General features: G+C 35.4%; 25 protein-coding genes. 13 read left to right on the top strand and 12 right to left on the bottom strand.

The window, feature by feature from the left end; genetic code table 11:
- Positions 1 to 36: 36 nt before the first annotated feature.
- Positions 37 to 1,086, bottom strand: a complete 1,050-nt coding sequence (gene queA, locus R2Q77_RS08095; protein WP_316803215.1) for a tRNA preQ1(34) S-adenosylmethionine ribosyltransferase-isomerase QueA — start codon at positions 1,084 to 1,086, stop codon at positions 37 to 39.
- A gap of 200 nt (positions 1,087 to 1,286) precedes the next feature.
- On the opposite strand from queA, the gene R2Q77_RS08100 reads away from it, so the two are divergent.
- Complete coding sequence (locus R2Q77_RS08100; RefSeq protein WP_316803216.1) at positions 1,287 to 2,531, top strand: ABC transporter permease; 1,245 nt, start codon at positions 1,287 to 1,289, stop codon at positions 2,529 to 2,531.
- 237 nt (positions 2,532 to 2,768) lie between these two features.
- On the opposite strand, the gene R2Q77_RS08105 is transcribed toward R2Q77_RS08100, so the two are convergent.
- Both R2Q77_RS08105 and R2Q77_RS08110 read right to left on the bottom strand, forming a co-directional pair.
- A complete protein-coding gene (locus R2Q77_RS08105) occupies positions 2,769 to 3,314 on the bottom strand; it encodes an isochorismatase family protein (protein ID WP_316803217.1) in 546 nt (181 codons plus the stop codon).
- Between the two features lie 67 nt (positions 3,315 to 3,381).
- Positions 3,382 to 4,578 carry a pyridoxal phosphate-dependent aminotransferase gene (locus tag R2Q77_RS08110; protein WP_316803218.1) on the bottom strand — a complete coding sequence of 399 codons (1,197 nt, stop codon included), beginning with the start codon at positions 4,576 to 4,578 and terminating at the stop codon, positions 3,382 to 3,384.
- Between the two features lie 112 nt (positions 4,579 to 4,690).
- Between R2Q77_RS08110 and R2Q77_RS08115 the strand changes: the two genes are divergently transcribed.
- Genes R2Q77_RS08115 through bioA form a run of 4 tightly spaced genes read left to right on the top strand, consistent with a single transcriptional unit; the run spans position 4,691 to position 8,224 of the window.
- Positions 4,691 to 5,677, top strand: a complete 987-nt coding sequence (locus R2Q77_RS08115; RefSeq protein WP_316803219.1) for a cation diffusion facilitator family transporter — start codon at positions 4,691 to 4,693, stop codon at positions 5,675 to 5,677.
- The gene (locus R2Q77_RS08120) at positions 5,664 to 6,119 is read left to right on the top strand and encodes an NUDIX domain-containing protein (RefSeq protein ID WP_316803220.1); all 456 of its coding nucleotides are present in this window, start codon (positions 5,664 to 5,666) and stop codon (positions 6,117 to 6,119) included. The genes R2Q77_RS08115 and R2Q77_RS08120 overlap by 14 nt, the downstream gene beginning before the upstream one ends.
- Positions 6,109 to 6,981, top strand: a complete 873-nt coding sequence (locus R2Q77_RS08125; protein WP_316803221.1) for a CPBP family intramembrane glutamic endopeptidase — start codon at positions 6,109 to 6,111, stop codon at positions 6,979 to 6,981. Before R2Q77_RS08120 ends, R2Q77_RS08125 begins: the two co-directional genes overlap by 11 nt.
- On the top strand, positions 6,959 to 8,224 hold the full coding sequence (gene bioA / locus R2Q77_RS08130) for an adenosylmethionine--8-amino-7-oxononanoate transaminase (RefSeq protein ID WP_316803608.1): 1,266 nt from the start codon (positions 6,959 to 6,961) through the stop codon (positions 8,222 to 8,224). The genes R2Q77_RS08125 and bioA overlap by 23 nt, the downstream gene beginning before the upstream one ends.
- 46 nt (positions 8,225 to 8,270) lie before the next feature.
- Here bioA and R2Q77_RS08135 read toward each other — a convergent pair whose 3' ends face one another.
- The 7 genes from R2Q77_RS08135 to R2Q77_RS08165 all read right to left on the bottom strand — a co-directional run bounded on the left by R2Q77_RS08135 (position 8,271) and on the right by R2Q77_RS08165 (position 14,368).
- Complete coding sequence (locus R2Q77_RS08135; RefSeq protein ID WP_316803222.1) at positions 8,271 to 8,687, bottom strand: VOC family protein; 417 nt, start codon at positions 8,685 to 8,687, stop codon at positions 8,271 to 8,273.
- 94 nt (positions 8,688 to 8,781) lie between these two features.
- Positions 8,782 to 10,155, bottom strand: a complete 1,374-nt coding sequence (locus R2Q77_RS08140; protein ID WP_316803223.1) for an exonuclease domain-containing protein — start codon at positions 10,153 to 10,155, stop codon at positions 8,782 to 8,784.
- Between the two features lie 153 nt (positions 10,156 to 10,308).
- The gene (locus tag R2Q77_RS08145) at positions 10,309 to 10,938 is read right to left on the bottom strand and encodes a hypothetical protein (RefSeq protein ID WP_316803224.1); all 630 of its coding nucleotides are present in this window, start codon (positions 10,936 to 10,938) and stop codon (positions 10,309 to 10,311) included.
- 6 nt (positions 10,939 to 10,944) lie between these two features.
- The gene (locus R2Q77_RS08150) at positions 10,945 to 11,307 is read right to left on the bottom strand and encodes a response regulator transcription factor (protein ID WP_316803225.1); all 363 of its coding nucleotides are present in this window, start codon (positions 11,305 to 11,307) and stop codon (positions 10,945 to 10,947) included.
- A gap of 108 nt (positions 11,308 to 11,415) precedes the next feature.
- Positions 11,416 to 12,168, bottom strand: a complete 753-nt coding sequence (locus tag R2Q77_RS08155; protein WP_316803226.1) for a LytR/AlgR family response regulator transcription factor — start codon at positions 12,166 to 12,168, stop codon at positions 11,416 to 11,418.
- A gap of 146 nt (positions 12,169 to 12,314) precedes the next feature.
- The gene (locus R2Q77_RS08160) at positions 12,315 to 13,421 is read right to left on the bottom strand and encodes a sensor histidine kinase (RefSeq protein WP_316803227.1); all 1,107 of its coding nucleotides are present in this window, start codon (positions 13,419 to 13,421) and stop codon (positions 12,315 to 12,317) included.
- A gap of 206 nt (positions 13,422 to 13,627) precedes the next feature.
- Positions 13,628 to 14,368 (bottom strand): LytTR family DNA-binding domain-containing protein, encoded by a 741-nt coding sequence (locus tag R2Q77_RS08165; RefSeq protein ID WP_316803228.1) that lies wholly within the window; start codon positions 14,366 to 14,368, stop codon positions 13,628 to 13,630.
- Positions 14,369 to 14,709: 341 nt separating this feature from the next.
- Here R2Q77_RS08165 and R2Q77_RS08170 point away from each other — a divergent pair, with 341 nt between their 5' ends.
- The 3 genes from R2Q77_RS08170 (at position 14,710) to idi (ending at position 16,650) form a co-directional block, all read left to right on the top strand.
- Positions 14,710 to 14,988, top strand: a complete 279-nt coding sequence (locus tag R2Q77_RS08170) for a hypothetical protein (RefSeq protein ID WP_316803229.1) — start codon at positions 14,710 to 14,712, stop codon at positions 14,986 to 14,988.
- Positions 14,989 to 15,294: 306 nt separating this feature from the next.
- Positions 15,295 to 16,131 carry a phytoene/squalene synthase family protein gene (locus tag R2Q77_RS08175; RefSeq protein WP_316803230.1) on the top strand — a complete coding sequence of 279 codons (837 nt, stop codon included), beginning with the start codon at positions 15,295 to 15,297 and terminating at the stop codon, positions 16,129 to 16,131.
- 3 nt (positions 16,132 to 16,134) lie between these two features.
- Entirely contained in the window at positions 16,135 to 16,650 is a 516-nt protein-coding gene (gene idi, locus R2Q77_RS08180; protein WP_316803231.1) for an isopentenyl-diphosphate Delta-isomerase, read from the top strand.
- 290 nt (positions 16,651 to 16,940) lie between these two features.
- On the opposite strand, the gene R2Q77_RS08185 is transcribed toward idi, so the two are convergent.
- Positions 16,941 to 17,144, bottom strand: a complete 204-nt coding sequence (locus tag R2Q77_RS08185) for a KTSC domain-containing protein (protein ID WP_316803232.1) — start codon at positions 17,142 to 17,144, stop codon at positions 16,941 to 16,943.
- A 108-nt stretch (positions 17,145 to 17,252) separates the two neighbouring features.
- Between R2Q77_RS08185 and R2Q77_RS08190 the strand changes: the two genes are divergently transcribed.
- From R2Q77_RS08190 to R2Q77_RS08210, 5 genes are all read left to right on the top strand, one after another.
- Positions 17,253 to 17,441: a hypothetical protein gene (locus tag R2Q77_RS08190; protein ID WP_316803233.1), complete on the top strand. Its 189-nt coding sequence runs from the start codon at positions 17,253 to 17,255 to the stop codon at positions 17,439 to 17,441.
- Between the two features lie 186 nt (positions 17,442 to 17,627).
- A complete protein-coding gene (locus R2Q77_RS08195) occupies positions 17,628 to 18,425 on the top strand; it encodes a HipA family kinase (protein ID WP_316803234.1) in 798 nt (265 codons plus the stop codon).
- The gene (locus R2Q77_RS08200; RefSeq protein WP_316803235.1) at positions 18,403 to 18,786 is read left to right on the top strand and encodes a DUF3037 domain-containing protein; all 384 of its coding nucleotides are present in this window, start codon (positions 18,403 to 18,405) and stop codon (positions 18,784 to 18,786) included. Before R2Q77_RS08195 ends, R2Q77_RS08200 begins: the two co-directional genes overlap by 23 nt.
- A gap of 47 nt (positions 18,787 to 18,833) precedes the next feature.
- Positions 18,834 to 20,747 carry an AAA domain-containing protein gene (locus R2Q77_RS08205; RefSeq protein ID WP_316803236.1) on the top strand — a complete coding sequence of 638 codons (1,914 nt, stop codon included), beginning with the start codon at positions 18,834 to 18,836 and terminating at the stop codon, positions 20,745 to 20,747.
- 237 nt (positions 20,748 to 20,984) lie between these two features.
- Positions 20,985 to 21,359, top strand: a complete 375-nt coding sequence (locus R2Q77_RS08210; RefSeq protein WP_316803237.1) for a response regulator transcription factor — start codon at positions 20,985 to 20,987, stop codon at positions 21,357 to 21,359.
- Here R2Q77_RS08210 and topB read toward each other — a convergent pair whose 3' ends face one another.
- Positions 21,360 to 23,210 (bottom strand): DNA topoisomerase III, encoded by a 1,851-nt coding sequence (gene topB / locus R2Q77_RS08215; RefSeq protein ID WP_316803238.1) that lies wholly within the window; start codon positions 23,208 to 23,210, stop codon positions 21,360 to 21,362.
- Between the last annotated feature and the right edge of the window lie 72 nt (positions 23,211 to 23,282).

Genomic DNA, 23,282 nt, shown 5'->3' on the forward strand with positions numbered 1-23,282 from the left:
AAAAAATACTTTTAATACTTGTTACTTGATACTAAATTATATAATTAGCATGGCATCGCCATAGCTGTAGAATTTATATTTTTCTTTAACGGCCACTTCATAAGCATTCATTACATTTTCGTAACCACCAAATGCACTTACCATCATCAATAAAGTAGATTCGGGTGTGTGGAAATTGGTAATCATTGAGTTTGCAATGCTGAAATCGTATGGAGGGAAAATAAATTTACTTGTCCAGTCGTTGGCTGCTTTTAACGTCCGGTTTGCTGATACAGCAGATTCTATAGCACGCATAGAAGTTGTACCCACTGCACAGATTTTTCTTTTTTCTTCCAAAGCTTTATTTACAATGCCGGCATCTTTCGGCTCAATAATAAACTGCTCCGAATCCATTTTGTGTTTGGTTAAATCTTCAACCTCCACGGTTCTGAAAGTACCTAAGCCAACATGTAAAGTAACTTCGGCAAAGTTAATGCCTTTAAGTTCTAAACGTTTCATTAACTCACGGCTAAAGTGCAAACCTGCGGTTGGGGCTGCAACAGCACCCTCATGTTTAGCGAAGATGGTTTGATAACGTTCTTTATCTTCAGCTGTAGCTTTACGTTTAATGTATTTTGGAAGCGGGGTTTCGCCTAAAATTTCAACATTTCTTCTAAACTCCTCATCAGTACCTTCAAATAAGAAACGGATGGTACGGCCACGTGAAGTGGTATTGTCTACAACTTCAGCAACTAATAAATCATCATCGCCAAAGTAAAGTTTATTACCTACACGGATTTTACGGGCCGGGTCTACTAAAACATCCCAAAGACGTAATTCTTTATTTAACTCGCGCAATAAAAACACTTCGATTGTAGCACCTGTTTTTTCCTTATTGCCGTATAAACGAGCCGGGAAAACTTTAGTGTTATTTAATATCATAACATCCTGGTCATCGAAATAACCTAAAACGTCTTTAAATATTTTATGTTCAATTTTACCGCTGTCTTTATGTAAAACCATTAAACGAGCTTCATCACGTTGTTCGGCCGGATTATTGGCTACAAGAGATTCAGGTAAGTTGAATTTGAATTGTGATAATTTCATTCCTGATGAATTTTTTGAGGTGCAAAAATACGAATTTAATTTTTCTTTTTCGTATTTAACAACGCTTTTGCACTTATTTAAGTTTTATGTTAAATTTATTACTTCAACATTGTTTTAATTTGGAGTTTACTTCTACAAAATTAATTAGTTTTGAAAATGAGCTGTAACCTTTTTAACCTTGTTGTGTCTAATCCATAATTATGATAATTTTTAGGCTGATAGGCGAGAGTTTCCGATTTGCATTTGATGCACTGCGCCAAAATAAGTTACGTACAATGTTATCGCTTTTAGCCATAACTATTGGTATTTTTACCATTATTGCAGTATTTTCTGCTGTAGATACCTTTCGTAATAAATTGCAGGCCAGTGTGGATAAGCTGGGGTCTAACACCATTTATCTTCAAAAATGGCCCTGGAGTTTTGGTGATAATTATCCCTGGTGGAAATACATGAACCGTCCACAGCCTTCTCTTCGTGATTTTGCTGCATTGAGAGAAAGAATGGAAAATGCTGATGGCATTACATTTGAAATTTCGACCAGCAACAGAACCATAAAATACAGAAGCAATTCGGTAGAAGGCATTACGGTTTCTGCTGCTTCGCAGGATTTTAATAAAACATGGAATTTTGAACTTCAGGCCGGTCGTTACTTTACTGAAAATGAAAGTAAAAACGGAACACCCATTTGCCTGATCGGGGCAGACATAGCCGATGGCTTATTTGGAGGCGACGAACCCATCGGAAAGCAGATTCAAATATTAGGCAGAAGGGTTACCGTGGTTGGAGTATTTAAGAAAGAAGGAGAGGATATGCTCGGTACTTCTTTAGATAAAAGCGTAAATATCCCGATAAACTTTGCAAAAGGCATTTTAGATATACAAAATGAGCGTTATGGACCGCAAATAACTGTAAGAGGTTCTGATAAGGTTTCTTTAGAAGAGGTTGAAAGTGAATTACAAGGATTAATGCGCTCAATTCACCGGATAAAACCCGGACAGGAAGATGATTTTGCCTTAAATAAAACAACCATCTTGTCTAATCAGCTGGGCAAAATGTTTGATATGGTTAACGTGGCGGGATGGGTAATTGGTGGTTTTTCTATCCTTGTAGGTGGTTTTAGTATTGCCAATATCATGTTCGTATCTGTAAAAGAACGCACAAATATTATCGGTATCCAGAAATCTTTAGGCGCAAAAAGATACTTTATACTGCTGCAATTTATTTTTGAGTCGATATCGCTTTGTATTTTAGGTGGTTTATTGGGCTTGCTGCTTGTATACCTCTTTTCATTACTCATAGGTGCAGTTTTCGATTTCCACATTATTTTAGGCTTGGATAATATTATACTTGGAATCAGTATTTCTGTAATTATCGGAACGATATCGGGATTCTGGCCAGCTTATTCAGCTTCAAGGTTAGATCCTGTAGAAGCCATAAGGAGTTAAAACATTAGATTGAATTTTTAAAAGAGCAGGATTGGGTTAACCAATCCTGCTCTTTTGTTTGGGATAAATTTGAGGTGTTTGTAAAGCTGCAGCGCTTTCTGCACTATTGATGGTAAAAAAAATAATACGGTTGCAATCCGTCCGTTTCTACTCCCTTAACAGAAATGGTTCGTAACGAAAAGATGAACTGATTTGAAACGATAAAAGCCTGAATTTTGTTCTCCAATTAAAAAGCTTTTATTGACCTGAAATTGGAATTAATTTTTCCGTATTCATAACCTCAATTTTATGCTTTGTAGGGGTGGTTTCACTCCACAGCCAGTTGTAGTGTTTAATTAAGGTTAAAGCGTCTGCATGCGGTCTGTTGGCTGTTGTATGTGCATCGCCAACAACGGTAACATTGTAATCTTTTGTTAATGCAGATTTAACTGTAGAATCAACACAAAAATCTGTAGCACAACCAGTAATTACTACATCGTTAATGTGGTTTTCAGCTAATATTTCCTGAAGATTGGTTTGGTAAAATGAATCATTAGCGGTTTTATTTAGATATAAGTCGCTGTTTGACTGTTCCAGTTCAGGTAGTAATTGCCATTCGTTACTATTTGGTAAGAAACAATTTTTCCTGGTTCCATCGTGCTGAATAAAAATTATCAGATCACCATTACTCCTGAAAGCACTGGCGAGCAGGTTAATGTTTTTGATTACGTTATAGGTATTATACCGGGAGGAATAAGGTATAAAACTCCCAATTTGCATATCAATAATTAATAAAGCTTTCATCTGTAGTCTATAAAAAAGAAAACCCCCATCAATAACTTGGTGGGGGTTTTCTATATGTTTTAATGCATTAGTTAAGTTTAGCTAAAGCTTCTTTAATTCTCCTTAATGCCTCAACTAAGCTTTCGTCTGATGCTGCATAGGATAAACGGATGTAGTTGTTATTGCCAAAAGAGTCGCCCCCAACCGTTGCTACATGGCCAACATTTAATAAATATAGCGCTAAATCAGACGAATCCTTAATCTCATTACCTTCTGCATCTTTTTTGCCGAAGAAAGAACTGATTTCTGGGAAAAAGTAAAAGGCACCATCAGGAAGATTGGTTTTTACACCAGGAATATCATTTAGTAAGTTATAAACCAATTCTCTGCGGCGTAAAAAAGCTTCCTTCATTTCTAAAACACTTGCCAAACCTTGTTCGTAAGCTACAATACCAGCCCTTTGAGCAATTGAGCAGGTGCCTGATGTAGTTTGCCCCTGTAATTTATCATTGGCGGCAGCTATTTCTTTACTTGCGGCAATATAACCTAATCTCCATCCAGTCATGGCAAATGCTTTAGAAAAACCATTCACAATAATAACACGGTCTTTAATACCCTCAAACTGAGCAATCGATTCGTGTTTGTCTACAAAGTTAATGTGCTCATAAATCTCATCAGATAAAATAAAGATATTCGGATATTTTTCGAATACCTTAACCAGTGCCGCTAATTCTTCTTTACTGTAAACTGATCCGGTAGGGTTGCAGGGAGAAGAAAACATGAAAAGTTTTGTTTTCGGCGTAATGGCTGCTTCGAGTTGTGCCGGTGTAATCTTGAAATTACTTTCAATATCTGTATTAATAAAAACCGATTTTCCTTCTGCAAGCACCACCATTTCTGAATATGAAACCCAATATGGTGTAGGAATAATTACTTCATCATCCGGATCTATTAGGGTAAGGATAACATTAGAAAGTGATTGTTTCGCACCTGTTGAAACCACAATTTGAGAAATATCATAATCCAAATTGTTTTCCGTTTTAAGCTTGTTAACAATAGCCTGGCGTAATTCAGGGTAACCCGGAACCGGAGAGTAGCGGGTAAAGTTATCGTCTAACGCTTTTTTAGCTGCATTTTTTACATGCTCAGGCGTGTTAAAATCGGGTTCGCCAACACTTAAACTAATGATGTTAATGCCTTTAGAAGCTAATTCGCGCCCTAATTTGGTCATTTTTAGTGTTGCAGATTCGGATAGATTATTGATTCTTTTGGATAAGGTGGTCATGGTTAATTACTTTGATCGCAAATATATAAACCAAATATTATTCTGCACTAAAAAAGACATAGTTTTTCTCATTTAATTTAACTGATAAGCGTATTTTTGAAAAAAAATCTTTGTGACAGTTAAAAAAAAGGCAATTATTTTATCGTTGGCGGTCAGTATTATTTTAATGCTGGCCAAGTTCGTGGCTTATTTTATTACAGGTTCAAATGCCATTTTAACTGATGCCGCCGAAAGTATTGTAAATGTAATTGCCGGAAGCTTTGCTTTTTACAGTATTTACCTGAGTACCCGGCCAAAAGATGAAAACCATCCTTATGGACATGGAAAGGTAGAATTTTTCTCTGCTTTTGTAGAGGGAATCCTTATTCTTTTAGCTGGAGTTATCATCATTTTTAAATCTTCTTATAACCTTATTTACCCACATGCTGTATCCAAATTATTGGAAGGTACTTTAATAATTGGCGTAACCGGCTTAATTAATATGGTAGTAGGGTTATACCTGATCAAGGTTGGGGAAAAAGAACATTCTGTTACTTTAAAAGCAGATGGAAAACATTTACTAACCGATACCTATACCAGTGCGGCAATTGTAGTTGGTTTAATTTTAATTCAGGTAACCGGTATTATCTGGCTGGATAGCTTGCTATCCGTACTCGTTGGTTTTTATATCGTATACTCCGGATATCAGCTTACGCGAGGCTCAGTTGGTGGCTTAATGGACGAAAGTGACTTTACGCTGGTAGAAGAAGTTGTAAGCGTTTTACAGGAAAACCGGCATAATCCATGGATTGATGTGCACAATTTGCGCACACAGCAATATGGCCCCGAATTTCATATCGATTGCCATGTTACATTGCCTTATTACTTTGATTTAAACCAGGTGCACCGGGAGATATCACAAATTGATGAGTTGATTAATAAAAACGGATTGAGGCGGGCTGAACTCTTTATTCATGCCGACCCATGTTTGCCTGAATGCTGCCACTATTGCCACATGAGCGAATGCAAGGTTAGGGCAGAGGCGTTTAGGAATGAAATTGTATGGACACCGGAAATTGTTATAAAAAATAAAAAACACTTCGATAATGAGTTATTTTAATGTAAGGGTTTACGGTTTATTAATTAACCAGAATGGCGAGGTTTTGGTAAGCGATGAGCAGGAATATGGCGTACGCTTCAGTAAATTTCCTGGCGGTGGCTTAGAGTTTGGAGAAGGTTTGATAGATGGACTTAAACGAGAGTTTATAGAAGAGTGTGAGGCCGAGGTTGAGGTGATTTCTCATTTTTATACTACAGATTTTTACGAAAAGTCTTCCTTTAATGATAGCCAGGTAATTAGTGTTTATTATTTAGTTAAAGAAAAAGCACCTTTACAACTGGCTTTTAAAACAAAAATATACGATTTTGATGGAGAGGGAGACCTTTTGCAGGCTTTCCGATGGGTGAAAATTGAAGATTTATCTCTTGACGAAATTACCTTTAAAACAGATAAAACAGTGGTAATATTATTGAAAAATCAATTACAGGCAAATGGAAAATAGGTTTCTTTATTACTTAAAGCCTGTTTTCAGCGTTATTTTATTCGGTTTTTTAATTTTTATATGGGGCATTCCTTTCGGCATCCTTGATCATATGAAGGTTTTTAAATTTGCTGAAGGAAGTTTCTCCAGTAATTTATTTAACGAATTTTCTTTAATCATTATGACCTTAGGTGCACTAATGATGATTTTTAAAATGTTTCCTACACGAAGTTTTTCAGGTGTATTTATCTCCTCACATAACGTTTTATCAAGCTTTTTAAAAGGAACCTTAATTGGTTTTGTATTAATTACCTGTTGCACTGCAGTTATTTATGCCAGTGGAAATGTTGTTTTCTTTAAGTCAGAGATTGCATTAACTTCTATTTTAGCTTATTTGGTATTCTTTATTTTAGTGGGCATTTCGGAAGAATTTGTTTTCAGGACTTTTCCATTAGTGGTATTTTCTGAACGTTATTTAATTCCGGTGGCCATTGTTATAAATGGATTATTATTTGGGTTGATTCATTTTTCGAACCCCAACTTTTCGGTTGTTCCTATGATCAATATTGCTTTAAGTGGCATTTTGTTTTCAATTGTTACCTTACAAAAACGAAATATATGGTGGGCTGTAGGGATACATTTTGGCTGGAATTTTTGCCAGGGAACATTATTAGGTTTTAAAGTGAGCGGTTTGGATGCTCCAGGATTAATGGTGGCTAAACCAGTTGGAAATCCTTTGTTTTCTGGCGGTTTATTTGGTGCAGAAGGTTCTTTGCTATGTACCATAATTTTAGTGGTTTATATTGTTTGGTTATTAATTAAAGGCAAAATAGAGCCTGTTGAAGAAATATTTAGAAATGATGAGCTTATCGGAGAGAGATAAAAAAGTAATTTGGCACCCTTATACACAAATGAAAAATGCTTTACCGCATATTCCAATTGTAAGGGGAGAAGGTGTATATGTTTTTGATGAGAATGGAAAACGCTATATTGATGCCGTGTCGTCATGGTGGGTAAATATCCACGGACATTCGCACCCTCATATTGCACAAAAGGTATCAGAACAGTTAAATACTTTAGAACATGTTATTTTTGCGGGTTTTACACACGAACCCGCCGTTTTGCTTGCAGAGCGATTATTGCCTCTTTTACCCGGAAAACAGGATAAGGTCTTTTATACAGACAATGGCTCTACAGCCGTAGAGGTTGCCCTTAAAATGTGTCTTCAATATTGGGATAATCTCGGTAAACCAAAAACTAAAATTCTTGCCTTTAAAAACGCTTACCACGGCGATACATTTGGGGCCATGTCTGTAAGTGGAAGAAGTATTTTTACTGATCCGTTTAATAGCCTTTTGTTCGATGTAGAATTTATCGATTTACCAAACGAAGAGAACCTTTCTGCCCTTCAGGAAAGAATATCGGAACTGAAATCTGAAATTGCCTGTTTCATTTTTGAACCACTCATTTTAGGTGCAGGAGGAATGCTAATGTACGAAGCTAAGCACCTCGATGCACTTTTAACGATCTGTAAGGCAAATGATATCTTGTTAATCGCCGATGAAGTAATGACAGGTTTTGGTCGTACGGGAACCTATTTTGCCTGTGAAAAATTGGAGAACAGACCAGACATTTTTTGCTTAAGTAAGGGCTTAACCGGTGGAACCATGCCACTGGGTGTTACCACCTGTACAGATAAAATTTTTGATGCTTTTTTAAGTGATGATAAACTTAAAACATTGTATCATGGACACTCATTTACGGCCAATCCAATTGCATGCGTAGCCTCTTTGGCCAGTATGGATATTTTATTGGAAAGCAAAACACTCGAAAATATTAAGCGGATAGAACAAAAGCACAAGGTATTTTTAAATGAAATAAAGGATCATAAAAAGGTTAAAACGGCAAGGCATACCGGAACAATTATTGTAATTGAGTGGGAAACCGGAAATGAAACTTCTTATTTAAGTAACCTAAGAAACCTGCTTTATGCTTACTTTTTAGATAAAGGAATTATTTTAAGACCGCTTGGAAATATCATTTATATTCTTCCCCCTTACATTATAAGTAACGAAGATCTGGATTATATTTATGAAGCCATCAAGTCTGCTTTAGAAGAGATTTAAGTTGATTAAGCCTAGTGTTAAGTATAATTTAACACCAGGTTTACTGTTATCCTAAAGGCATTTTTGTCATATCCATATGCAAAACATTCCAGCGATGACCGTCTAAATCCTGAAAAGCACAACCATACATCCAGCCTTGATTTTCCTGTGGCTCACTAAAAATTGTACCACCAGCATCGGTTACTTTTTTAGCAATCTCATTAACCTCTTCGGGGCTTTCCGCATCAATAGAAAACATAACTTCGCTACCGGATTTAGGATCAGGCACATCTGCATTAATCAAACTTGTAAACAGGTTTTCTTCAAAAAGCATAACCACAAAATTGCTTTCGCCTACTAAAAAGCAAGCAGAATCTTCGCGGCTTCCATATTGCAAGTTTAATTTAAAGCCCAGTTGAGTAAAAAAAACTTTTGATTTGTTAACATCCTTTACAGGAAGATTAATCCAAAGTGATTTAGTCATATTTTTATTTTAGTTAATGATTAGTTATCATAAAGGTACAAATAATAACGGAAAGATAAATTGGTAGCACAGGCATGAAGTTAACGGATTACACCTAAAGTTTATACAGTTTACCTGGATACTGCTCCGCATGGTGCAAAATTAAATTTAAAATATAACTGTTGGATTGGTAAGTAGGGAGATCAGTTTTAACGGCGGATAAACCTTCTTCCAGGTAGTGTTTATCTGTAAAATAACCCATGCCGTAAAACTTTCCATTTTCTACAATCAAGCAACTTAATTCTTCATTTTCACGGCCTTCATCTACCAGGGCAAAACTGGGCTGAAGATTTGAAAGCTCCTGTAAAGCATTATTTAGCCTTTTATTATAAACCGCAACAGTTTCTATACCACTGCAAGCTCCAAAACATTGTCCGTTTTCATGTGCCATGCATTTAGTTTTGGTTTTTTGTAAATAACATAACCGGGCACATAGCTGGTGCTTTTCTACCAGTTGATTTAAAAAGTTATATCCTTCCAGTAAATTATTAAAACTCTGTAAAGCATGGTTGTTCTTTTTATGCTTATCTATTGCTAAACGTAAATAACCATTTTGATCTTCAAAAACATACAGATCATATTTGTGTTCATAACGTTTCATAGCCCTGTTATTTTCTGGCCATAAGCGTTTAATTTCGTTGGCTTCTAAAATCAGTGCCATCAGTTCAGTTCCGCACACTACATAATCTACATGATGAATGGTTCTCATAAAATCCTGCCGCTGGCGGTTGGGTTTATTTCCTGAAAAATGACTCGTTACCCGTTTTTTTAAATCCTTTGCTTTTCCAACATAAATAATTTTGCCTTTACTATCTTTAAAGTAATAAACGCCAGGTTTATTTGGAAGGTTAAGGATGTGTTTTTTATCTAAATGTGGAGGTAAAACCTGTTCTTTAGAGGTCTTTTTTAGCATTTCTGTAATAACACCATCGGCATCATTTTCTAAAAGTAAATTAAACAGAATGCTTGTTGCATCCGCATCTCCTGCAGCCCGGTGCCGGTTTTGGATTGGTATTTCGAGTACCGTACATAATTTGCCCAGACTATAAGATGCCTTACCCGGAAAAAGCTTGCGACTCAATCTAACCGTACAAAGTTTTTTACATTGTAAGTCGTAACCCGAGTGCGACAGATGATGTTTTATAAAAGAATAATCGAAGTTTACATTATGGGCTACAAAAACCTTATCATTTAACAGCTGATAAATTTGTAAGGCTACATCTTCAAAAGCAGGTGCATCAACCACCATTTTGTTGTCAATACCAGTCAGCGCCGTTATATAGTCAGGGATATCCTGCTTTGGGTTAATTAAAGTATTGTAAGATTCTATAATTTCCTGGCCGTTATGAATGTTTATGGCAATTTCAGTAATTCCATTTGCCGATGCATGTCCTCCGGTGGTCTCTATATCTACAACTGCGTATAACATTTATGCTTAATTATAAACACAAATCTATGCTAAAATATTTAGTAAAAAAAACTTTTAAATTTTATTTTTCTTCACTTTGTTGCAAATGTTTTTAGTTTTAAACACGAAAAGCGATTGTATAGCTATACAATCGCCTCTATTAGGTTTTTTAACCTATAATTTACTCAGTAACTTACTTAAATTCGGTTTTATACCAATGGATATAGGAACAGTATTAAATACTCTATTTTGTATTTTGCTAAAGCCGTACATGTAACTTGCTTCCACAAATAAGTTAGCGCCGCCAAGGTTATATTCTATACCCGCTCCTCCTTCGGCAATTCCTGTTCCAATAGACTTGTTGTCCATAAGCACCTGCATGTTTGCCTGGTTTACCATTGCTCTTGGTGTTAGGATAAATCCTCCACCAGCACCAGCAAAACCATAAAAGGCCCATTTATCTACTATTTTTCTATAACCCAGCGCTACGTTTAGCAGATAAGTAGTGGATCGTCCTTTCTGCAGGGTATAATTATATCCGGCATCCGGCGTTATTTCATTAAAAGTAAAAGCATGTAAACTAACCTTGGGGTATAAAAATAACCCCCCATCGCCAAGCCCCAGATTAATTCCTAAGGAGGTTGAGAATTTAGGTTTTAAATAATCGGCCGTTTCTCCCATAGGAAAAGTAAAACCAATCCCGCTCATTGTGTACAATTTATCAGGTCGGCTTGTTTGGGCCTGTGCATTTATCGATGTCGCTAACAGGAAGAGTGCAATAGGTACAAGTTGTTTAAAATTCATCTTTTTTTAATTATTGGTCAAAGCATTTACTTTTTGAAGCATATCTGCCATATTAAATGGTTTCTCAAGGTAAAAATCGGGATGATATTTTTGCGATACGATATAATCTTCATCATATCTCGCAGAAGCCATAATGATGGGTATACCTAATGTTTCGGGGTTTAACTTCAATTCTTTAAAAACGGCTCTGCCATCCATTCCGTTTAGCATAATATCGAGAATAATTAAATCCGGGTTAAACTCTTTCACGGTTTTAAAAATATATCTCGGCGATAATAACGGATAAACTTTGTAATTTTCGGCTTCTAAAGCAATTTGAAAGACCTCCAAAATATCAGGATCATCATCTACAACCAGTACTCTTTTCAAGGGATAATTAATTTTAATAATCAAACGATCCTCTTTAATACAAAATATTCTGAAAAAAGTTTTAATTGTTTATGCTGAAATTATGGACAAAGTAAAAAGCGGCAGGCGTTATTGGGCCATTTTTGACTTGCCCGGCAATAAAAGATTCTGTTTAATGAAATCTGAAAAAGATTCTTTAAATGGAGCTTCAAGCCGGTAAGACAGGTTTTCCTTCAGGAAAATTTGATCACCAATTATACTTTTAATGTATTGTTTTGATACAATTGCCCTTGGATTAATCTGTATGAATGAAGGATGCATGTTAAGCATTTTCATGACCTTTAAAAAGTTCAGTTTAACAGTTAAATGCGTGCTTTTGATTGTTTTAAAGTATATTTCATCCTTTAAATTTTCTACTGCAACCAATTCATTTAAGTCTATTTGGGCTAAATTCCCTTCCTGGGTTTGAAGTGGAATGTAGAAATGATTTTCTGAAATGGAAAAGGGTACAGGTTGCTTCTTTTCAGGCGGGTAAAGATTATTTATTGTTTTAGCAAAATGCAGAATTGAGTAAGGCTTTAATAAATAAGCATCCGCATCAACTTTAAATGCATCTATGGCATATTTAGCATGTGCAGTTGTAAAAATAAGGTGTTTTGTTTTTTGCCTTAATAATTCAGCAAGTTCAATACCCGAAATTGCAGGCATTTCCACATCCATAAATATTATATCAACAGGATTTGATACAGAAATTTCTTCAAGGGCTTTTAAAGGTTCCGTAAAGCTTTTAACCAGATTTAAATCGGGTAATTTGCTCATGTAGGCCTTTAAATTTTCTAATGAACCAGGATCATCGTCAATCGCGATGCAACTTATTGACATTTTTAAGGTTTTTGATAACGCAAATTACAATAAGGATGTTTAATATGAAAAAAAAAACTTTTTAAAACGGATTTAATATCACTCGTAACGGATTTATAGCTTTTAATCAAGGAAAATGAATTTGGAAATTCGGTGAAACGGATTTTTTATTGGGTGGTTAATGCGTTTATTCCTTTTATTTTTAATGATACGATAAAATTATTTTTCTCATTCGTAAAAAAATTAAATGAAACCCGAGTTCCGTAAGCATAATTTAAACGTTTCCTGATATTTTCCATCCCGGAGTTTAATCCATTGCTATTTTGTATGCTGTTAACAAGATTTGAGGTTTCCAGAATCAACTCATCTGAACGTAATTCCAGGTTAATAGAGGCAGGTTGAGATTGATGACTTAAATCGCCATGTTTAAAAATATTCTCAACCAGTGTGATTAAAACCAGCGGAATAATTTTTTGAGACCTTATTTCATCATCATAATCAAAATGGATTTGTAATGAATGGTTCTGTCTCAACTGATGTAAGTTAATCAGGTTTTCTACCTGGTCAATTTCATCGCCCAGGGTTATAAATTCTCCTTCAGAGTCGCTATCCACGGCATAACGCATCATATCTGCCAAAGAGAGTATGGTTTCTGCAGCCACTGGCGAAGATTCTCTCGCATTGTGGTAAATAAAATCAAGCGTATTAAATAAAAAGTGTGGGTTAATCTGCGCCTTTAAAAAAGCATTTTCTGACTTTGCGATTTGGATTAAGTTATTTAAACGCTGTTTTTCAAGTTCTTCAGTTTTCTTTCTCTCCTGTATAAAATTAAGAATGTAAAAATAACCAACCGAGAAACCGATAAAATACGAACATCTGTATAAAGGACCAGCAAAATATTTTAAGCTGAATTCAAATTTATCTATGCTTTTAAAATTATTGAAGTTAACCATTACATATTCTATAAAATAGATTGCAACGAGGTATACTATTATCTCAATGATCACTAATAAAGGTATTCTCCAAATTGCTTGTTTAGGATGTTTAAGCGAGCCAATTAGGGCTATATGTGCATTGAAATAAAATAATGAAATATTGAGTGCGTAGTGAATGGCGTAATCAGTTAAAGAACCAAACCTACCACTCAACAAGCCAATAATAATAGCTTCATAAAGAATGAAAATTGCCCAGGCAATAAAGTGTCTTTTTTTATTAATGATCCGATTTAGAAAATTGGATTTTTGGGGAAAAGAGTTATCCGTGTAGGATTTCATATTATCAGTGTAAGGTTTTTTTAGACGATTTAAAAGGCGGCTAAGTTTCAGAAAAAAAAAACATGAAACAGCAAGCTAAAATTATCAAAAAAACAATTTTTGTATTTAAATCAAATTTAACTAAAAGAGATTTTAACACAGATCCAACAGTTACCATGTTAACGACTATTTCTCATCTTATTTAAAATAGTGATTGTACCCAGCCGTTATGTACGGCTGGTTTTAATGGTTTTCTCTCTGATGTATTGCAGTATCTCTTCACGGAAACGAATACCAATCGTGACGGTTAAATTATTCGTCATTTTTAGTGTATAACCTTCTATCTGTTCTATGTATTTTTTCGCTATAATAAATGACCTGTGGGCTTGTATGAAATAGGGTAAATCTTTAAGGATTATTTTGATTTCTGACAAGGCAATATAAGTTACAACAGTTTCGTCAACGGTATATATTCTAATGTAATTCTGCAGGCTTTCTACAGCAATAATATCAATGTATCTGATTTTGATTAAATTGTTTCTTTCGTTTTTATTACGCACAAAGAAATAATCTTCATCCTGCTTTAAATTAGTGGACGGAATACTTGGTGTTTTTGGAAAAAGTCTGTTAATGGTTTCTGCAAACCTTGCAAAGGTGTAAGGTTTTAATAAATAAGCATTTGCATGCATTTCAAAGGCTTCGTAGGCATATTTTGAGTGTGATGTGGTAAAAATTAGCTTATTTGTTTTATGACGGATGGCTTTTGATAATTCAATGCCCGAAATCATGGGCATATCAATATCCATAAATATGATGTCTACGTTTCCGCCACTGCTAATTTCTGTCAAAGCCTGTAAGGGATCTGTATAGGCATGCGTGAGTTGTATATTCGATAAGGTACTGATGTAATCTTTTATGCCATTTATTGCATGAATATCATCATCAATCACAATACATTTTAGTTTCATGTTCAGTAATGGAGGTATTTTGTACGCAAAATAAAGGATGATTGGTCAAATATAAAATAAAATACATTTGGACACGACTTTTAAATCACTGGTAAAGGTTATATTATTACTCATGGTGAGAATGATGGAAGCGTAATTTTTTTTTAAATCTTATTTTCTGCTGAATGTATGCTCACACTATTTTAATGTTAAAATCTGATTTTTGTGTAACTATTTTAATAAAATCTAAAAATAATGTTGTTTAATAAATTGAATTACAATATATTATGTTTTAATTCGTAGTAGTATAGATTATGCTTTGTATGATCTATAAGATCAATCATCCCTAAAATCATCATCCTATGAAAAACAGAATTGTAAAATCCAGACCATTGAACGCATCATTAACCCGGAAAGTAATTGAGCTACAAGACAGGGGATATGATTGCGATTTTCTTTTATTGGCAAACGGCAATTTACTTTGCATGCAAAACAACAGGAAATATCCATTAAATAGTGTGTCAATTCAAAATATGGAACAGGGCTTTGACTGGTTTAGCCAATCCTATAAGCACATCCATATTATAGAAACGGGTAATGGCGAAAGGGGCGTGCTCCTTAGCGAGCAATCTTTTGCTTAGAAAAGAATCGTTTAAAACTTTAGCCCTATCTTTTTGTTTAGAAATTATTCAATTTTTTAAACAAAATAATGACTTATACCTTTTCCGAGTTCATGCAGTTTTGCAGTCGCCAGTCTAATATGATTTTGGGGCTGGGGCTATTTTTACAAATTATTTTCTTAGGACTATTAAGCAAAAATTAATATTTTTGGGGTGTACAGTGCAATTAAATTTTATTGAAAAGGCTATTTCCAGTATCCATATTGAGCATATGTTTTATTTATGGTCAATTAAATTTGAAAATATTACCCAACTCCGTAAAGCCTTATGAAAGAAATTTTTGATCAGTTATCTACAGATTGCAGCAAGCTAATCACAAAGCGGTATAGCACGAGTTTTTCATTAGGGATTTATTTTCTCGGAAAGGAAATGCGTGCTCCGATTTATTCCATTTATAGTTTTGTTCGTTTGGCTGATGAAATTGTAGATAGTTTTCATCGTTTCGATAAGAAGTATTTACTGGATAAATTTAAACAAGATACTTTTGAGGCCATAAATTTTGGCATTAGTTTAAATCCCATTTTAAATTCTTTTCAGGGCGTTGTAAATAAATATCAGATAGATCATCAACTCATTCACTTATTTCTAAATAGCATGGAAATGGATTTGGATGAACAGAAATATACACCAGAGTTATATAATACGTATATTTTAGGTTCGGCAGAAGTAGTTGGTTTAATGTGTTTAAAGGTTTTTACTGAAGGAAATGAACAGGAATATGAAAAGCTAAAACCCTTTGCAATGACTTTAGGTTCAGTTTTTCAAAAGGTAAATTTTCTGCGTGATGTGAAGGCAGATTACCAGTCGCTTAAACGTAATTATTTCCCAAATGTTAATCTGGCCACGTTTTGTGATAATCAAAAGCAGGCAATAGAAAAAGAAATAGAAGAGGAATTCAAAATAGCCCTTTCTGGTATTAAAATGCTACCTTCAAGCTCACGAAATGGAGTTTATTTGGCATATGTTTACTATAAAAAACTATTCAACAAGATTAAACTGTTGAGTGCAGAAAAAATCATGACCGAACGAATCAGGATACCGAACCACCATAAAATTGGTTTAATGTTCGATTCTTTAATTCGGCATAAGCTTAATGTTATATAAAAAATGGAACAGGTAATTCTGGTCAATAAATTTGATGAGCCGCAGGGGATAATGGAGAAAATGGAAGCGCATCAGAAGGGTTTGTTGCACCGGGCATTTTCTGTTTTTATTTTTAACAGTAAAAATGAGTTATTGCTTCAACAAAGAACAAGAGATAAATATCATTCTGCCAGTTTATGGACGAATACCTGTTGCAGCCACCCCAGGTTGGGCGAAAACAATATAGATGCCGCCAAGCGCAGGTTGCATGAAGAAATGGGAATGCGCTGCGAACTGGTGAATACCTTTAGTTTTATTTATAAAGCACCATTGGAAAATGGTTTAATGGAAAATGAGTTTGATTATGTTTTTTTTGGCTTCTCAGACGAGCTTCCTTTAATTAACCCAAATGAAGTACAAGCTTACCGTTATGTAAACTTAAAGGTTTTGCAAAATGATATTAAGCAACAGCCGCAATTGTATACATCGTGGTTAAAAATATGCTTAGACCGGGTTATTGAGTACTCAAAAGTGTTATAAACAAAAAACGGGCATATAACCTAAGTCATATACCCGTATCTAAATTAACGCTCTCGGGTACAAATATAGGCCTTGTTTTTAAATCTCCAAATTCTTTATTACTTCTTTTACTTTTAAATTATAATTAAATTTTAACTATATTTTTAGGTATTCATTAAGTTTTTAATTATTAATTAGTTATGTTTTTATTTATTTAATCTTTTTTTAATGAAAATTTAACATTTCTAATAAAATTCTGCGAACAAAACATAAGTTTAGCTCTTTTAATAAAATTTTCGAAAAGATAAACATCACTTTTTCTTTAGTTTTTTGTACTTAAACTTATTTCTAATGGCAGCATTAAAGTACTTTCCTTTGGATGGAGCCGATTTTAATATTTCGAAAATTTCTTCCGGTACATTGTTGTATTCGTAAGTTAAACCCGTTATAAAGGTGATTTTTAAGGTATTTAATGCTGCATTATAACTAAAGCGACTGATAACTGAAGATGGCATGTTTAATTATTTAGTTTAAATGATTATTTTCAGAAGGTTTTAATGATAAATATTTAAACATTTAAATGAGCATACTGTTTATTATCAAACCTTAATCGTTTACATACAATGGAAAAAGAAGAAATTATATCTCTACTTGAGGTAATTAATCAGCAGGTAAGCTCCTCTATATTGGGGGGGATGGAAGAAACTTATGAAGAATTGGAGGCAATGGGTTTCATTAAAATAAATAGAGAAGCAGTTCAATGGTCTGCAGCAATGACGCCTGCCGGGATTGAATACTTAGGCCATGATTAACTTAAGCTAAAGAAACATTGGTGCATGATTTAATTTTTATGCACCTTTTTTGCTTAAATAGGGTAAACTTTTCTGATTAAGCATAAGGAGCGTTTGCTTTACTGCTATAATTAATGGATTTCTGTTAAATTTGCAATAGTTTAAAGAGCGTCTATTTTAATTGTAAATCGCTTTGTGATCTTATTTATGAACGATTTTCAAATTCAGCTTAGAAACGTAAATGTAACCCGATACGTTACGCCCCTGCGTGAGGGTGGATCTATGCCTGCCATTGCCGAAGCCGATGATGGCTTTTTATACGTATTAAAATTTAGAGGTGCAGGCCAGGGACCAAGAGCACTTATTGCAGAACTCATTGGAGGCGAGATTGCGCGTATTTTAGGTTTTAAAGTACCCGAACTCGTTTTTGCTTCTTTAGATGAAGCTTTCGGCAGAACTGAGCCTGATGAAGAAATTCAGGATCTGCTTAAAGCAAGTGTTGGTCTTAACCTGGCTTTACATTACTTATCAGGCGCCATCACATTCGATCCTACAGTAACCCAGGTGGATGCTAAACTCGCTTCGCAAATTGTGTGGCTGGATTGTTTTTTAACCAATATGGACCGTACCTGCCGCAATACAAATATGCTGGTTTGGCATAAAGAACTTTGGCTAATTGATCATGGTGCATCATTATATTTCCACCACTCCTGGCAAAACTGGGAAGAACAAGCTAAACGGCCATTTGCTTTAGTAAAAGATCATGTATTATTGCCTTGGGCAACAGAACTTGAATGGGTTGATTCAGAATTTAAGCGTGTATTAAACGCAGCGCATATCCGGGCAGTCGTAAACTTAATTCCGGATGTTTGGCTGGAGGGCGAAGTGAATTTTGAAACTAAAGAAGCGCACAGAGAGGCCTACGCTAAATTTTTAGAGAGCCGACTGGCACATTCATCCATATTTTTAAAAGAAGCACAGCATGCAAGAGAAATTCTTATTTGAGTATGCTGTAATCCGTGTAATGCCAAGGGTAGAGCGCGAAGAGTTTCTTAATGTGGGCATTATTTTATTTTGTGCTAAACAAAAGTTTTTAAACAGCATTTTTTACCTTGATGAAAAACGTATTGCTGCATTCTCTCCTGAAACAGATATTTTTGAATTAAAGGAAAATTTGGAAGCTTTTAAAAGAATAAGTACTGGCGAGGCAGGATCAGGACCGATTGGTCAATACGATATGCCGTCAAGATTTAGATGGTTAACGGCAACAAGAAGTACGGTAGTGCAATGCTCAAAAGTACACCCAGGTTTTTGTACAGATGCAGCCGAAACTTTAAAAAAGCTTCACGAACAGCTTGTATTGTAAATATTTAAGCCTCTCGTTTTATTTAAACTTGTTAATCTCTTTTTCCTTTGCCAAAAGAATATTTTAAAAAACTTCAGGATTTACTTCTTACCGAGCGGGAAGAGGATTTAAAATCTTATCTAAAATTAACTGAAAACACTTCGGCTGCCGACAGAAGAAATCTGGGGTTAACCTGGTACCCTATAGCCATTAGAAATACAGAAGTTGGAAGGGGAGATTATTTAACGGTTGAGCTGGAACGTACTACACATCAGGATCTATCTCATCAGTTTAGATTTGGTTCGTCCGTAGTTTTATTTTCTAATCATGATGCTCAGGAGGATAGGATTGAAGGAACTCTTTCCCATCAGAGTGGCAACAGGATGAAGATTAGTTTAAGGGTAGACGAATTGCCGGATTGGACCAGGGATGGCAAGCTTGGAGTGGATTTGCTTTTTGATAACAACAGTTATGATGAAATGCAAAATGCACTTAAACAAGCTGCAAACCAGTCGGAAAATCAAACGGAGAATGAATTAATAAAAATTTTAACAAAAGGCGATCAGGCTTCATTTCAAAGTGAACCTGAGTTTGTTTTACCTAATCATTTAAATGAGTCGCAGCAGCAGGCTATTCGTAAAATTGTTACGGCTAATCAGCTTGCTATTGTTCATGGTCCGCCAGGAACCGGAAAAACCACCACACTGGTACAGGCAATAAAAGCACTTGCCAAACAAAATCATCAGAAAATTTTGGTTGTGGCGCCCAGCAATACTGCTGTAGATTTATTGACAGAGAAATTAGCCGAAGAGGGTTTAAATGTTATCCGTGTAGGCAATCCGGCCCGGGTTTCGGAAAGATTGCTGGGTACTACTTTAGATTATAAAATGGCAGATCATCCGGATATTAAAACCATTAAAGCTTTAAAGAAACAAGCAAATGAGTACAAGAACATGGCTCATAAGTATAAAAGAAGTTTTGGCAAGGCAGAACGGGATCAAAGAAAAGCTCTTTTTGATGAAGCGCATAAAATAGGAAAAGAAGTAGAAAAAACAGAGCAGTATATTATGGATAGCCTGTTTAACAAGGCACAAATTATTGCTGCAACTTTAGTTGGTGCCAATCATTACACGGTTAAAAATTTAAAGTACCATACCGTTGTGATAGATGAAGCCGGACAAGCTTTAGAGCCTGCTTGCTGGATTCCTATTTTAAAGGGACAAAAACTTATCCTTGCTGGTGATCATTTTCAGCTATCGCCAACCATAAAGTCAAATGAGGCTGCAAAAAATGGTTTAAGTCATACTTTATTAGAAAAGACTGTTCTGCTTCATCCCGAATCAGTTGTGTTGTTAAAAGAGCAATACCGCATGCATGAGCATATTATGGCATATTCTTCAAAGGTATTTTATGAAGATAAATTGGAAGCACATTTTTCAGTGGCCAGCCAACTGTTGTTTCCGGATGATGAAGCTTTAAGTTTTATTGATACCTCGGGCTGTAGCTTTGATGAAAAACTTGAAGGAACGAGTACAACAAATCCCGAAGAAGCTTCATTTTTAGGCAGGCATTTAGTTAACCTGGCCGAAAAACTGGAGGAAAAGAATTTAACAGGATCATTTCCATCGGTAGCCATTATTTCGCCGTACAAGCAGCAGGTACAAATTTTAAAGGAATTGGTGCAAACGGAAACAGCCCTATCAAGTTATCTCGATAAAATAGCGGTAAATACCATTGATAGTTTTCAGGGGCAGGAGCGGGATATTGTGTACATCAGTTTAACGCGAAGCAATAGTGATGGTGCCATTGGATTTTTATCCGATACACGCAGGATGAACGTCGCCATGACGAGGGCGAAGAAAAAATTAGTTGTTATTGGTGATGGGTCAACACTTTCTAAATTTCCTTTTTATGCTGATTTTATGCGCTATGCTGAAGATTTGGGTACTTATCACAGCGCCTGGGAATTTATGTCAATCTAAAAAGAAAGCCTAAATATTGATTTTTTACCCAAAAGTCAATTAAATTCTTATTTTTGAGAAATCATCCCTAATCCCAATTGTTATGTATTTTAAGACTCCCAAATTCACTGTAAACTTGAAATATTCTTAGGTTAATGGCTGAATAAATCTTTATTCCAGCTGTTTGTATAGTAATTACATTTAAATGTGGCGTTTACCCGCTGTTTAATAAAAATCTAAAATAATTTCGAGCCTTTAATGCAAAAGTGTTTAAAAATTCTTGTTGTTGACGATAATGATATGATGCGCCTGATTATAAAAGGACATCTGAATAATTTATTTAATTCACCAAAAATTTATGAAGCATTCAATTTCGACAATGCTTTTCAGCACATTAAAGAGGAAGAATTTGATTTGTTAATTTTAGATATAAATATGCCAGGAGGCGATAGCAGCCCTGATCGGGTGCGGGAAATTTTAAAATTGCAGCCATCTTTAAAAATCTGTATGTTTTCTGGTAATGATAAAAACACATTTGAACAGGATTATTTAAATGCAGGTGCTTTGGGCTTTATTCAAAAAGACGATTCCATTATGGAAAATGCAATCGCCTTTATCGAAGAATATTTTTAACTAAACTTTTTCCGGTTTTTTATCGGATAACTTATCAGAGATGGATGCTCCGGCAATTAAGAGCTCGTTGGTAATGGTTTTGGTATATTCGGTTATTTCCGCTTTAAAATCCTTAACTGAAGCACCTCCTCTAATTTCTTCGAGCCTCTTTTCCCACTGACCGGTTAATTCTGCCTGTGCAATCTGTTTATCTTTTACTACTTCGTAAACAGCTAAGCCTTTATGTGTTGGCACCAGGTTTCTTTTTTCTCTGATAATATATTCCCGGGTAATTAAGGTTTCAATAATTGCGGCCCGGGTGGCTGGAGTTCCCAAACCACTATCTTTCATGGCGTAACGTAATTCTTCATCTTCAATTTCCTTACCAGAAGTTTCGAGGGCTTTTAATAGTGAAGCCTCATTGTACATGGGTTTAGGCTTGGTTTGTTTTTCCAATAGTGCTTTTTCTGTAATGGGTAATTGCTCGCCCACTGCCACTTTGGGTAAAGCTGCATTATCTTCATCCTTTTTATCATCTTCTGTTTCATTAAAAACAGAACGCCAGCCGGCAGAACGAATTACAGTACCATTGGCTAAAAATGTGGTGCCAGACTGGATGGTAATTTTAGTGATTTCCTTTAAACATTCCTGGTGAAAAGCTTCAATCATACGCCCAACAACCATATCATAGATGGCTTGTTTATCGCTGCTTAAACCGTAAGCATTTTCTCCGGTTGGCAGAATGGCATGGTGATCGGTAACTTTTTTAGCATTGACACTTCTTTTATTTAAGCTAATGGTTTGCAAAAATGTAGCTTGTTTACCAAAATCCGGGTGATCAGTAAATTTCTCTATTAATTGTGGTACCCCTGCAAAAACGTCATCGCCAATGTAGCGGCTACCGGTACGTGGATAAGAAACCAGCTTGCTCTCGTAAAGGTTCTGTAAAAGGTTTAAAGTCTGGTCGGCGGTAAATCCTTTTTTCTTATTTGCTTCCTGCTGTAAACTACTTAAATCGTGCAAAAGTGGAGGAGGTTCTTTCCGTGGTTTTGCTTCAACAGCAGTAATGTTACCACCGGTAGCAAAACCTGAAGCTACATCTTCAACCTGCGCAAATAAAACATCGGCTTCGGCTTTATCCTTGTAATTTGAGGTAGAAATGGCTTTAAATACCTGCTCATCTTTACTCAGCAGAATACTGATTTGATAATAAGTTTGAGGAACGAAGTTTTTAACCTCAAGAAAGCGGGCACATATCATGGCTAAAGTTGGGGTTTGAACCCTGCCTAATGATAAAACACTACGGTTACCGGCAGATATACTTAAGGCCTGGGTTGCGTTCATGCCAACGAGCCAATCAGATTCTGAACGACAATGTGCAGAGTTAAAAAGGGTATCGTAATCTGTACCAGGCTTTAAATTTCTAAAACCATCTTTAATGGCTTCATCAGTTTGAGAAGAAATCCATAACCTTTTGAATGGCTTTTTGCATTTTAAATAATAGTAAATATACCTGAAGATGAGTTCACCTTCGCGCCCGGCATCTGTTGCAACTATGATTTCGGTTGCTTCATCAAACAGTTTTTTAATGGTATCCAGTTGCTTCCTCACCGCAGGATCTTCTATAAAGCCATCCTTACTTTTTATTTTCCTTACCGAAAGTTTAAATTTTTGTGGCAGCATAGGTAAATGTTGCTTGCGCCAGCCAATAAAGCCATACTCCTGAGGTGGTGCCAACTGTAATAAATGCCCAAATGCCCAGGTAAAAGAATATCCTTTACCCTCAATGTATCCATCTTTTCTGCTGGTTGCGCCAAAAACTTTTGCAAGCTCGCGACCAACAGAAGGCTTTTCTGCAATTACAATCTTCATGAATCGGTGGTGTTTTTCAAACCCCAAAGATGCTTAAAATAATTTGCCGAAGCCCTAAAATTTTACCCACAT

Source organism: Pedobacter nototheniae, assembly GCF_032678625.1.
GTDB lineage: Bacteria > Bacteroidota > Bacteroidia > Sphingobacteriales > Sphingobacteriaceae > Pedobacter > Pedobacter nototheniae_A.